Annotated in this window: 15 protein-coding genes and 2 pseudogenes; 9 read left to right on the top strand and 8 right to left on the bottom strand. The window is 54.7% G+C overall.

Annotated features, from left to right (window positions below; all coding sequences use genetic code 11):
- Nucleotides 1-767 precede the first annotated feature (767 nt).
- The 3 genes and pseudogenes from CU102_RS27825 to CU102_RS27815 all read right to left on the bottom strand — a co-directional run bounded on the left by CU102_RS27825 (nt 768) and on the right by CU102_RS27815 (nt 4,061).
- Entirely contained in the window at nt 768-1,250 is a 483-nt protein-coding gene (locus CU102_RS27825; RefSeq protein WP_106714287.1) for a GNAT family N-acetyltransferase, read from the bottom strand.
- Between the two features lie 46 nt (nt 1,251-1,296).
- Nucleotides 1,297-3,024 carry an adenylate/guanylate cyclase domain-containing protein gene (locus tag CU102_RS27820; RefSeq protein WP_106714284.1) on the bottom strand — a complete coding sequence of 576 codons (1,728 nt, stop codon included), beginning with the start codon at nt 3,022-3,024 and terminating at the stop codon, nt 1,297-1,299.
- Nucleotides 3,025-3,345: 321 nt separating this feature from the next.
- Nucleotides 3,346-4,061, bottom strand: a pseudogene (locus CU102_RS27815) (IS6 family transposase).
- 8 nt (nt 4,062-4,069) lie between these two features.
- Between CU102_RS27815 and CU102_RS30050 the strand changes: the two are divergent.
- A complete protein-coding gene (locus CU102_RS30050; RefSeq protein ID WP_166648619.1) occupies nt 4,070-4,210 on the top strand; it encodes a hypothetical protein in 141 nt (46 codons plus the stop codon).
- Between the two features lie 227 nt (nt 4,211-4,437).
- On the opposite strand, the gene CU102_RS30725 is transcribed toward CU102_RS30050, so the two are convergent.
- Nucleotides 4,438-4,635 (bottom strand): DUF1236 domain-containing protein, encoded by a 198-nt coding sequence (locus tag CU102_RS30725; protein WP_245425622.1) that lies wholly within the window; start codon nt 4,633-4,635, stop codon nt 4,438-4,440.
- A gap of 130 nt (nt 4,636-4,765) precedes the next feature.
- Complete coding sequence (locus CU102_RS31225) at nt 4,766-5,173, bottom strand: DUF982 domain-containing protein (protein ID WP_106714283.1); 408 nt, start codon at nt 5,171-5,173, stop codon at nt 4,766-4,768.
- 208 nt (nt 5,174-5,381) lie between these two features.
- Between CU102_RS31225 and CU102_RS27800 the strand changes: the two genes are divergently transcribed.
- Both CU102_RS27800 and CU102_RS27795 read left to right on the top strand, forming a co-directional pair.
- On the top strand, nt 5,382-5,780 hold the full coding sequence (locus CU102_RS27800) for a hypothetical protein (RefSeq protein ID WP_106714282.1): 399 nt from the start codon (nt 5,382-5,384) through the stop codon (nt 5,778-5,780).
- A 121-nt stretch (nt 5,781-5,901) separates the two neighbouring features.
- Entirely contained in the window at nt 5,902-6,126 is a 225-nt protein-coding gene (locus tag CU102_RS27795) for a hypothetical protein (protein ID WP_106714281.1), read from the top strand.
- 15 nt (nt 6,127-6,141) lie between these two features.
- Here the strand turns inward: CU102_RS27795 and CU102_RS29565 are convergent, their stop codons facing one another.
- Nucleotides 6,142-6,357, bottom strand: a complete 216-nt coding sequence (locus CU102_RS29565; RefSeq protein ID WP_133624795.1) for a hypothetical protein — start codon at nt 6,355-6,357, stop codon at nt 6,142-6,144.
- A 143-nt stretch (nt 6,358-6,500) separates the two neighbouring features.
- Here CU102_RS29565 and CU102_RS27790 point away from each other — a divergent pair, with 143 nt between their 5' ends.
- Nucleotides 6,501-6,746, top strand: coding sequence for a hypothetical protein (locus CU102_RS27790; RefSeq protein WP_133624797.1), 246 nt, complete (start codon nt 6,501-6,503; stop codon nt 6,744-6,746).
- A gap of 2 nt (nt 6,747-6,748) precedes the next feature.
- Nucleotides 6,749-6,997, top strand: a complete 249-nt coding sequence (locus CU102_RS27785; protein WP_106714279.1) for a hypothetical protein — start codon at nt 6,749-6,751, stop codon at nt 6,995-6,997.
- Here the strand turns inward: CU102_RS27785 and CU102_RS27780 are convergent, their stop codons facing one another.
- Nucleotides 6,998-7,321, bottom strand: coding sequence for a hypothetical protein (locus CU102_RS27780; protein ID WP_106714286.1), 324 nt, complete (start codon nt 7,319-7,321; stop codon nt 6,998-7,000).
- A 114-nt stretch (nt 7,322-7,435) separates the two neighbouring features.
- On the opposite strand from CU102_RS27780, the gene CU102_RS29560 reads away from it, so the two are divergent.
- The 3 genes from CU102_RS29560 (at nt 7,436) to CU102_RS27765 (ending at nt 9,528) form a co-directional block, all read left to right on the top strand.
- Nucleotides 7,436-7,663 carry a hypothetical protein gene (locus CU102_RS29560; protein WP_133624799.1) on the top strand — a complete coding sequence of 76 codons (228 nt, stop codon included), beginning with the start codon at nt 7,436-7,438 and terminating at the stop codon, nt 7,661-7,663.
- Between the two features lie 744 nt (nt 7,664-8,407).
- The gene (locus CU102_RS31220; protein ID WP_106714278.1) at nt 8,408-9,025 is read left to right on the top strand and encodes a DUF4238 domain-containing protein; all 618 of its coding nucleotides are present in this window, start codon (nt 8,408-8,410) and stop codon (nt 9,023-9,025) included.
- Nucleotides 8,977-9,528, top strand: a complete 552-nt coding sequence (locus tag CU102_RS27765; RefSeq protein ID WP_133624801.1) for a hypothetical protein — start codon at nt 8,977-8,979, stop codon at nt 9,526-9,528. Before CU102_RS31220 ends, CU102_RS27765 begins: the two co-directional genes overlap by 49 nt.
- Here the strand turns inward: CU102_RS27765 and CU102_RS27760 are convergent.
- Nucleotides 9,525-10,271 (bottom strand): hypothetical protein, encoded by a 747-nt coding sequence (locus tag CU102_RS27760; protein WP_106714276.1) that lies wholly within the window; start codon nt 10,269-10,271, stop codon nt 9,525-9,527. The two genes, CU102_RS27765 and CU102_RS27760, sit on opposite strands and share 4 nt — an antisense overlap.
- 374 nt (nt 10,272-10,645) lie before the next feature.
- On the opposite strand from CU102_RS27760, the pseudogene CU102_RS30045 reads away from it, so the two are divergent.
- Nucleotides 10,646-10,801, top strand: a pseudogene (locus CU102_RS30045) (tyrosine-type recombinase/integrase); the annotation flags it as partial.
- Nucleotides 10,802-11,031 lie beyond the last annotated feature (230 nt).

Raw genomic sequence — 11,031 nt, 5'->3', positions numbered from 1 at the left:
GCGACGTTCACGTCCATATCTCTGTTTGGGTGTTTCGCACCAGTTCGGCGGGGCAAGTATAATCCTAAACCCGCTGGGTTCGCCACCTACCGCCTCGAATTATGGCTACCGGAGAGATAGTCTAGTAAATCTTACTGCCTTCAGGCCCAACTGCCTTTTCGACAATTGCGGTCCCCAGCGATTGGCTTACGATTGATTTCTTTCGCAAATGTAGGCGAGCGGATTCCCGCTAAGCTATCATGGGACATTCGCAAATGGAGACGAGTGATTTGGCCAACGGACTTTATATGCTCGCATCTATCTGCTTTGCACCCAGTTCTCTCATATTAGTGGTCGTTTTGTACCGGCGTGTTACTAGCCGTGCTGAGTTCTGGAGTGATGTTGTTTACTGGAGAGACGACCTTGATCGGAATCGCTTCATAAAATTGAACAGATTCAAAACGCAAAAACTGCCCATTATCTCGCAGGAAATTCGCGCATTGTATGCAACGAGGTTTGGTAAAACCGTCTGTAAGCTCTGGCTGTGTTCATTCGTTGCCGTGGCAGTCGTCTCGCCATCGATCCAGTCCAGGAAGTGGGAACTTTCATGGCAGGAACGCATCGGCAAGCGGAGGCCCACCATGATGACGGTTGGTGCCATGCCCTCAACTCCGAGACTTGGGCTAGATCGGGCAACCTAAAGCGGTCAGTGTGCATCGCCGTAATCCTCACGAGTACTTCACCGGCGAGACTCGTGAGCGCGGGTTGCGATGCGTTTGGCGAGACGGTCAGAGTGCCCGGTGCATTATCAGCGCGTCGACGAATCCTAGATCCGGATGTTCGAATGCTTGTGGAATTGTTCCGACAACGTTGAACCCAAGGCGACTCCAAAGCCTGACCGCGCGTTCGTTCGAGCTGACGACACAGTTAAATTGCATGGCGCGGAAGCCTCGTGTTGCCGCGAACGCCATCGAGTGCTGGCACATCGCCGTCGCAACACCTTTGCCGACCGAGTCCGGCGCTGTCATATAGCCGCAGTTGGCGACATGGGCACCACCACCCCGATGGTTCGCGTGGATAAAATAGGTTCCCGTCACCAACCCCTCGTCTTCTGCGACGAACACCTCGTGATCCTTGGAAAACCAGTATGAAAGCGCCTCGGAACGACTCCAGTCACGTGGTAGCGCATAGGTTTCACCTGCCCGCAATACGGGGCCGATTACGTTCCAAATGGCATCTGCATCGTCAGACCTGGCGGGGCGAATGATCAGCAAGGCAAGTCTCCATATTTGCTCGGATAGACCACTGGGCATCCGCCTACCGTGGCAGCCCGGCCTGTGCATAGCCGTCGACGAAATGCTGCCGATCTGCCTCGTGCCGGAACGGTTGCGTGTTTGCCCAGTGATTTATCGAGAAATCCGGATTTGAGGCGAGGAACTGCTCTGCTTCCGCCCTGGCCTCATCCATATGTCCCAGCCGCGCCAGACTTGCAGCCAGGATGCGTTGCGAGCCAAGCTTGTGTGTTGCCTCATGGCGGAGCGTTTCGACGGCATCTGCGTATCGACCCGCGGCATATTGAGCGAGCCCGAGAAGCCAGTAGTACCATCCCGGCGGATGCGGATTGAGGCAAAGGGCGTTGCGCAAATCCCGAATACCTTCGATCGCGTTTCCTTCGAACGCCTTCAGTTGTCCCTGGAACGCCCAGGCATCGGCATGATTGGGATTGATACGAAGCGTCATAGCGAGTTCGGCCGCGCCTTCCTCAGGCTTGCCGTCATAAATCAGCACGTCGCCGAGAACGGCATGGCCTACGGCATTTTCCGGATCAAGCGCTACGGCGCGTCGGGCTGCCGTTAGAGCTAGAAAAGGATGGTTCTCCGCGGCATCCAGCCAATATGCCCACGCAAAATGGTGGCTCATTGCGAGCCAGGCGTGAGCATCGGCGAAACCGGGATCAAGCTGAATGGCCTCTTCAAGAAGCGGGGGAGCTGCTCTGTTGCTTTCGGGAGACTGGGTCACCAGAACTCGCCCACGTACGAAGAGATCGTAAGCGTCCAGACTTGCCGCCCTGCGCGTACCAGAAGTTACGGCGACTGGGAGCACACCCGACAGCGCACTTACGATCTTGCCGACGACCTCGTCCTGCAACTGGAAAATATCCGCCAGATCGCGGTCAAAACGATCGGCCCAAAGGTGACTGTGATCCGTCGCATCGATGAGCTGGGCATTGATCCGCACGCGGGTCGCCGCCCGTCGCACGCTTCCTTCGAGCACATAGCGCACCCCCAGATCCCTGGCGACGGCGCAGACGTCGATCGACCTTTGTTTGTAGGCGAACGAGGAATGCCTAGCGATTACAAAGAGACCAGGCACCTTCGACAGGTCTGTGATCAGGTCCTCTGCCAGACCGTCGGCGAAGAATTCCTGCTCGGGATCACTGCTCATATTCGTAAATGGCAAAACGGCAATAGTGGGTCTACCGGGTATGGGCTTGGATGCGGCAACCACAACACGGGGTGTGCTGAAAACACGATAGACGCGAACCGGCTCGACGATGTTTTTCATGGGCCGGGCACCAAGATCCTCAAACCCGACAGCAATCTTGTTACGGACATGGTCATAAGTCGTTCCCGAAATGAGGATGCCGCCTGGCTCGGCTGTGGCCTCCAGGCGCGCGGCGATGTTGACACCTTCGCCATAAAGATCGCTCCCCTCGACCATCACATCCCCTAAATTAATGCCGATGCGCAGCACTATATGAAGGTCCTCGGACAAAGCGGCATTGGCAGTTTCCATTTCGTGCTGCAGATCGATGGCGCATTGCAACGCGTTGACAGCGCTGGCGAACTCCACCATCACGCCGTCGCCAATCACCTTGAAGACCCGGCCATGTTGCTTGTCCACCAACGGCAGCAACACCTGTTTGCGACGGACCATGAGCGCGGCCAACGTGCCGGCCTCGTCCCTCTCCATGAGGCGGCTGTAGCCGACGACATCCGCGGCCATTACAGCGGCAAGTCGACGTTGGATCTGTTCGTCCGTCATGGATCTCACCAAGCCGTCGCCAAGGGTCCAAATGCGCGTCCGCTAGCAGACCTGAGGATTTCTTCGTCACCGTCCCGCATGAAGATCATCGACAATGTTCTCCAAGGATAATTATAGCAAAGTTGACGCCTGGTGTCTCCGAAAGGGAGAAACAAAAAGCAGGCTGAATGCCTGATCTGCAATTTACAGATGAGGGACCGGGGCCCTCCTGGCGGTGATGCCGAGCAATGTGGTTCTCTATTCGGCGTGTTGTGGCAAGCGCTTTTGAGAGCATCGTAACGTTAACGCTGCGCAGTCAAGATGTGGGTTTGGCGCTTTGGTTCAAGCGGCATGAATGCGTGCGATTTGGCGCCATGTTTCCATGGCTGCTGCTCGCAGTTCGCGATGGTTGGTGGATGAAATGTCGTGGCGGGGAATTTGGAAGAGGTTGGCGATCGGGTCGTGGATGGAAACGAAACGCTGAAGCTGTCGCGCCGACTTGAAGCGCTTCATGATCCTTTCCCGTCTTCGGATCGGCTGATGGGAGTTTTCCGCCCGATTGTTCAGGCCCTTATGTGAACGATGCTCGACGCCGGGCATGATCTCCCGCTTCGCCGCACCGTAGGACCGGAGCTTGTCGGTAATCATCACGCGAGGCGAACGGCCTTGTCCTTTCAGGAGCTTTCGCATCAAACGCTTTGCAGCCTTGGCATTACGGCGGCTCTGGACCAGGACGTCAAGGACGAAACCATCCTGATCGACGGCGCGCCAGAGCCAATGTTTCTTGCCGGCGATCGTGATCACCACCTCGTCGAGGTGCCATTTGTCACCGAGCCTGCCAGCTGATCGCTTGCAAATATCATTGGCGAAATGCCGGCCAAACTTCTCCGCCCAGAGCCTCACGGTCTGGTGAGAAACGATGACGCCACGGGCGGCCAGCATATCCTCGACCATGCGCAGACTGAGGGGAAACGGAAATAGAGCCACACCGCATGGGCAATCACCTCTGCAGGAAATCGGTGGCGTCGATAAAGTGGATCACGGGCATGTCTGGTCATGCCGCCAGATGCCACATTTTCACCAATGCCCGCTTAACGTTACGATGCCGGTCAGCGGCATTCTCTCGCGCATCATGTGGATATTCGTGACGGCCATTGTCCTGGCTGTGGTCGCGTTCGTGGTCAGTGGCGGATTCCGCGTTACCTGAACCAATTCCGCCCTGACCGGCAGGGCTGCCGGGAAAGCCCCCATCAAGGCCCAATGGAAAGGTATTTCTCTATGTTAATGCCCAATGTGGATGAGAAAATTTCGCCCGGCGTCGTTCATTCGGTAGCTGGGCTTTTTTGCGTTTACGGCTTTAAGCGAGTGCAGAGATCGCCGGTTGCGGAGCAGCTCCGCAACCGATCCATCCCTAACGGTCGTATAGCCGATTGGTCATCTTTCGATGATATGCACGACCTTGCGGGTCTGGGGGTCGATCAGCACGGTGCGACCGTCCATTTGGACGTACTGATACCTGTTCGGCAGTGTGTTTTCGGCAAGTGCGCCCGGCTTGAATATGTCCGGTATGATCGCCCCGATTACCAGTTCAAAGTTGGACGGACGTTGGACTACGACGGGGTTGGTTCTCACATTTCGCGGACTACAGTTTCCTGCTCGGGCGTGACCACAACAGTCTGGGCAGCCGCGACAGCAGTTCCAGCAAGAAGGATGGTGGCGGCAATCGCGCTTCGGAAGTCATATCGGCCTCCTGCGTTTATCGTCATTGTAAAACCGCTGTCGGTCGAAAGGGTTCCGAAATCGTAATGCAATTCCTGTTCATGTGGTTCTTTTGCGTTCCACGGCTGTTTGGGTCTGCAGTCCCTTGCCAGAGTAGTTTTGCGCTTGCCCCATTTCGGATCAGGTCTTCCAGTCGCGGGCGGCCGTGGTATCGTCTCCACGAAAATACCCGCCTCTTTCGAAGCCTCGACAAAACGCCACGCGCGCAACAGCAACATTCACCAGCGAGACAATTCAATAAGATCTGGCGCGCCAGCCTGACTTTAGGACCATCTTCGTCGGGCCACTTCTCAAGCATGAATACTGCAGCATCATAGGCGGAGGTAATGCCTACTGACGAGCCATCGCGCAGGACTGAGACGATTTTGAAAGGCCTGTAGTCTTTTCCCATGGTGACAGAACGGTAGCGAGCAGCGCCTGTTCCGGCACTAGTCCTTTCGGATAGTCTAGAGTCCTTTCGGATAGTCTAGCCGTTGTGCGTTTCAGGCAATCGCGGCGGAGCAATCGCTAAGTTGCGGCGCTAATCAGTTCGCAGGAACCTCCTCGCACAAGAGATCGTTTTACATGTGGAGAAGAGTTCGTCCATCAAGGAGGTTCAAATGTTTATTCGACTTTTCACGATTGCAGCGGCCACGCTTTGCTTTGCTGCCCCAGCGGTCGCTGACTGCCAGGAAGAATTGAACAATCTGAAGCAAGCGACTGTATCCGCCGAGACGGGAGCGGCGACCGATAATTCTGGTATGCCTGCGACCAAGCATCAAGAGGAAGTCTTGTCAGGCAAGCAACAGGGCAGCGGAACCGAAGTCACCGGGTCAACAACGGGCACTGTGGAAGCAATTTCACCACACCAAAAACAGGTCACCGACCAGCCCTCCGGGAGCCAGACTGAGAAGATTGGTCAATTGATGGCTGAAGCAGGCAAGATGGCCAATGCCGGCGATGAACAGGGTTGCATGAACAAAGTTTCTGAACTGAAGAACTTGATGGGTATAAAATAGCGCGGGAACCAAAGATTGTCGGTTAGCACGGCGTTGTTATCGCAACGGCGTCAAGCGCGGTAGCCTTGGGAAACCCTACTGCCTTGATCAACGTTGTGATTCGTTTTGAGGAGGATCGTCAATGAGTATTATTTCATCTCCACGATATCGCGACCTCTATGACGGCCGGGAAGAAGAATGCCTGGAAGCATTACGAGAGCGATTTTTGGATCAGGTTCCATCCAAGGACATGTTCGACGTTTACCAGGAAGCGCTCACGGCCGGGTGGGGCCTGTTCGAGGTGAGGCGAGCAATCGATGCCTTGGTAGCCGAGAAAGCACATGGGGCGGGAGCTGACCCCTGCTGAAGTCCTCAGGCGGCTTCAATCTTTCCGAATGATCTGCCCTTCGCGCATTTCAAACACGCCGTTTTCTCCGCCTTGAGCGATGAAATCCGATTCGAGCTCAGCCCATGTACCAAGATAGGTGCCGCATGTGGCGCAATTCACCAGAGAGCTCAGAGTCACGTTTTGGGTGAGGGTAAGATAAATTGTATTGCACTTTGGGCATTGAAGTTTGCTGTCTAGTTTTTTGCCCACGGCAACTCCAATCAGTGTGTCGAATACGAACTATATTCCTATCTGCAAGATCTGCACAATGCCTCGGGAACCACCATGGCCGCGGCATCTTCGTCCTTGACTAAATGGGAATATGTTCTCATTTTGTTCTCATGACTCGAACATTGAAAACTCTGGAAGATGCAGCACGACACGGCATGCTGGTTCGGGTAACGTGCCGCAAGTGTGGGAAGGTCGGCGTCTTCGTTGCCAGCGATCTGGCGACTGTCAATGGCCACGGGCGTACATTCAAGAGCCTGAAATTTCGCTGTCGGGAATGCGATGTCGTTGATTGCGAGGTCATGCCTTTCGAGGATGACCGTGACCGCGTCCACGCCAATCGAATTATCTGGCGACCGGTGCAGATGTAGCCATGTCGATGTCCCTCAGCACTCTGGGCGCATTGATCGACACTGATCACATGCTGCGGGCCTGTTGCAACAATCCGAAGTGCCGACACTATGCAAAGCTCGATCTTGAATACCTGGCCGTCAAACTCGGCCGCGATCACAGTAGTATGCGCGATGACCTCGTACCGAAGCTGAAATGCTCGAAATGCAAGTCGAAGAACATCAGCCTGATTTTATCGGCCAAGAGTACGGAGGGATTGGGGCATACCTAATCAGGAGCCGCCTTCATCTGACGGGAAGTCGATTGGCTCCAGACCCTGTAAAACACGTAACCTGTTTGCAGTAGCGATTGAGAGATTGGTCCACATATCGGCGATCGTATCGGCTGCTTCTGTCATGCTGGCTTCCACGTCGTGTTGTTCCATTTCCTCGACAATCCGATCAAACGTTTGCGCACCTTCCTCGACCACTCGATAGAGTCGGGCCGCTTGGGTGGCCGTAAGATCGGGTAATTTAAGGGTCTGCTTCACGTCTTCTGCGATCCGTGTAGCAAAATCCGCTTGTTCCTGCAGGGTGGTGATCCAATCGATAGTCATAATATCCTCAGCAGCCATTTCTACGAAAGCAGTTTTGCGAAGGCAAGCGGCGTAGGCCCTTCAGTCGGCAACTTCTTTGGTTGGTGCGAGTTAGAGCATCAGGAGGAAATTGCCATGGAAAACCCAGACACCGCTTACAAACGCAGTTCGTTGAAACGGGGCGATCCTATAAAAGTGCTTCAAGGTAGTGATCCCAGCTCGGATATTGACGAGCATGATAAATGGGCGCAGGCGACTGTAGTCTCGACTTCCGCGGCCGCTGTGACCGTTAAATATCCGGATGATGGGCAAGAGGTTATACCGTGGGATTCCGGACGTATTTGCGCACCAGACAGCAAATAGCTTCGATGGCAACAACCCGGCGAAATCACTACGCGATTGTCCGGATTCTCGTCCACGACACTTTGTAAGCGCTATCCGCGTTGAGTTAGAAGCCTCGGCCCATAAGTAGGAAACCAGCGCCCACGATCATCATAATCAACCCTGGCCAATTCCGTGCTAAACCGAGGAAGCCTAGCCCTTGCTGACGGGGTTCCAAGGTAGGCAGAGTTTCACCGTGAGGATCACTCAATCATCGACGGCTAAGGGCTCCCCGTAACATGTGGAGCAGCCCGCAAATCACAAATAGCGCACCGACCAGATTGATCCACATTCTAGTTCCTCAACTTCATCTGGCTACGATGGATGACCGGGGATTAATCATACCATGAATATGGTCGGGACACGAACCGCATTCCACACCCCTGCGCATCCTCTTGATATTCCCGGGCCTCCAAGCGCCCGTTGCGCGTGACCGGTGAAGGTAACGACGATGAGCGGGCAGGACTGGCTCCGCCCAAGGTAGTTGCTTCCTTTGGGAACTATCTCCGACCGCATTGGTTAAGCCGGTACAATCAAGGAGACCGGATATGCGGGTTGTTGAGCCCGGTGGATACGCCCAGCCGGACAGGTGACAAGGAGCGCTCCAGCGGCAATACTCCTGCATGCCAGCCAATAAGAATCAACACTACGTTCCGCGATGTCATCTCAAGCCCTTCTCACTTATTGGCCAAGGAAAGGCGATAAACTTGTACAACATCGGGCTCGATCGGGGCTTCCCGAACGCGCCACTACTTTTACGGGAAAGACCTCTCGATTGAAAAGTACCTAACCGTTCTTGAGGGCGAGTACGCTCGCATCATCGAAAAGATCGGAGACGGCGAAGGTGACATCACGAATGCCGAGGGCATAGCACTACGTCGGTTTGTTTATTTACAATATTCCCGTACCGAACAGGCCGTAAAGCGACGAACTGACGGCATGTCGCAGATGGACACAGCCGCCCATAGAGGCATGGAAGCACATCGGACCGGGAAGCCGAACCTCAGTCACCGTAATATGATTCTGCGAGTTATGAAGACCTTCCTCCAAACAGAATCGGCAGTTCAAGACCTTGATATCATACTCCTTCGAAACAGAACGAGCCGAGGGTTTGTTACGTCCGACGATCCCGCGGTGTTGACCAACCGCCTGCTAGCACAGCGGCAGGGTGCGGACTCAACGGGAATTGCCTCGACTGGCGTTCAACTGACCATGCCGCTTTCGCCGCGCGTTACGCTCGTGTGCTTTGACCCGAGCGCTTACCTTGTAGAGGCCGCCAGGGTAATTGGGTCGACGTGCGAAAGCCTGCGGACGTTCAAGCCCTCAACGAGCTTCAGTTTTTGAGTTGCAGCGCCAACGTGTACTTCCGCGAAAGGCGGGAACTTGACGCCATCCGCGCCGAATACGCCAAGGCGGCGGCTAGCCGGCCAACCCAATGGTTCCGGCTTTGGACGGGAGTTCCAACCCACGAAACGGAGCGCTTTGAGCATTACAGGCCGGCCACAGAGGCTGACCTTGCGGCCGGTTTGCCGCGGGTCGTGAGCATTTCGCCCGTGCTCCCCGTGCCTAGCCGGTGGGTGTCCGTGTTCTCCTATCGCCTCAAGGTTTACTCATGGACGAACGGAAGTGCGGGCGGCGGCGTTCGAGCGGCCCATATCCCCTCGGGCGCTGGGGGTTTCTACAAGGAAGAGGTGGGACGCGTCGCCCGGAAGGTCGATGAGAACATGAAGGTGCGAAAGCGCAAGCCTGAGGCCGGGAGAATCGATCCCGGTGGGGTGCTGTTGTCAAAGAAATCGCAAATACGGGAAAAGCCTGGTAGTTCGCGCTCAGGATCTGACAACGCCTAATCCTTTGTATCCCTCGGTTTCGGGAAGCGGACATCCAATGCTTTTTGCACTCGCCCCGCTAAGACGTGATCTACTTCTAGCCGAAATGTTTCGTCTAGGGTTCGAGAAATTACTTTCTCCAAATCGTCGCGCGACGGCTTTACGAATGGTACCGTATCGCATTCGAAACGACCATAATCGAAGAGATTGTTCGTGAGAAATGTGAGAGTCGCTAGATCTGCTATCATTTGGTCGAGTTGATTTATTGGCACAAATCCTCGCCTATTCGAAAGACGTGCCTCGAATGCCTGAGCCAACACAACTAGTCTCCTAAAACTCTCAAATGTTCCTGTGTCAGATGACACGCCAGCGTCCATTACGAGTTGAAGTGCAGACGAAGGCGCGGACGGACGCGAGTCTGGCTTTTTCAGTTCCCACGCCTCAAAACACGCCTGCCAATAATCGATTAACTCCGAAAGAGCATGCGGCAATCTTATTCGAGCGGAAATGTTGGTACGTTCCAATTCGCGCTGCGCAATTTTTCGTTGGTCCAGAATCTGGATCCACAACAGGAACGCGCCCAGTATGGCGAAACCGCCAGTGATCAACGTTTGCCAGTCTTTAATTTCTTTGATTACAGAATCCCATGGAACCGTCCAAGCAGCCATCACCAGCGACCAGCCAAACCACGATATTGAGATGGTCGCGGCAATCCATGAGACCGTCATCAGTGCTAAAGATATTGTGTTGTAAACGGCTTTCACGATTTCCTCGATAATTCCTGAATGGTGCCCTTACCGGAGGGCATCGTCTCTAATGGGCTTCAGATATCTAAAAGGAACCGGATCCGCATCCAATAAGATTGCGGAGTGCCCCTTGGGGCGCCCCAAAGCTTATCCGATTTCCGCGCCATGCTTACCCCTGCTTACCTAAAGTATGGGAGGTTTTAGACGGCTCTCAACGTGGTTGTATCTAGTTGATTTTATTGAGAAAAGTGGCGCACCCGACAGGATTCGAACCTGTGACCTCTGCCTTCGGAGGGCAGGGGGCTTCAATGATCAGGTTTGTATGTTCCCGATCTGTGCTTCGAAAGTCGCATAATGTCTCAAGAGGAACTGCATCCTCTCATGTGAAGTTCTCGATGAGGCGAACTAAGGCTTCGCAGAACTACAAGAAGACTGGCGTCCGGGCTGTTCAACTCTTGCTCGGGCATACCAGGCTTAGAAGCACCGTTCGCTATCTCGGGATCGAAGTCGATGACGCTCGCGCAATTTCCGAGCAGGTCGATCTCTGACCTCAGGTGGGGACGGCGCTTCAACGCGTCGTTCCTGACCCGTAGTCGACACTCGGTGGCGAACTGAGAGTGCCCGCAACAGGTCAAGGCTGTCATTCGACCCTAGAGCGGATCATTGCTTGTCGGAATCGCACCGGGATTCCCAAATCAGTTGATATGTGATTCATCATGGATGCTGGGATTGGAGGCCAGCATCCATGACGCGACCCTATTCCAATGATCTTCGTGAG

Origin of the sequence: Phyllobacterium brassicacearum (assembly GCF_003010955.1) — a bacterium.
GTDB lineage: Bacteria > Pseudomonadota > Alphaproteobacteria > Rhizobiales > Rhizobiaceae > Phyllobacterium > Phyllobacterium brassicacearum.
Note: the sequence above shows the minus strand (reverse complement) of the source record. Positions and strands in the feature narration are given on the sequence as shown.

Coding starts and splice junctions, on each gene's coding strand:
- CU102_RS27820 (WP_106714284.1), bottom strand. CDS start 3,024: ATGACGGACGAACAGATCCAACGTCGACTTGCCGCTGTAATGGCCGCG.
- CU102_RS30050 (WP_166648619.1), top strand. CDS start 4,070: ATGCCACATTTTCACCAATGCCCGCTTAACGTTACGATGCCGGTCAGC.
- CU102_RS31225 (WP_106714283.1), bottom strand. CDS start 5,173: ATGGGAAAAGACTACAGGCCTTTCAAAATCGTCTCAGTCCTGCGCGAT.
- CU102_RS27800 (WP_106714282.1), top strand. CDS start 5,382: ATGTTTATTCGACTTTTCACGATTGCAGCGGCCACGCTTTGCTTTGCT.
- CU102_RS27795 (WP_106714281.1), top strand. CDS start 5,902: ATGAGTATTATTTCATCTCCACGATATCGCGACCTCTATGACGGCCGG.
- CU102_RS27785 (WP_106714279.1), top strand. CDS start 6,749: ATGTCGATGTCCCTCAGCACTCTGGGCGCATTGATCGACACTGATCAC.
- CU102_RS27780 (WP_106714286.1), bottom strand. CDS start 7,321: ATGACTATCGATTGGATCACCACCCTGCAGGAACAAGCGGATTTTGCT.
- CU102_RS29560 (WP_133624799.1), top strand. CDS start 7,436: ATGGAAAACCCAGACACCGCTTACAAACGCAGTTCGTTGAAACGGGGC.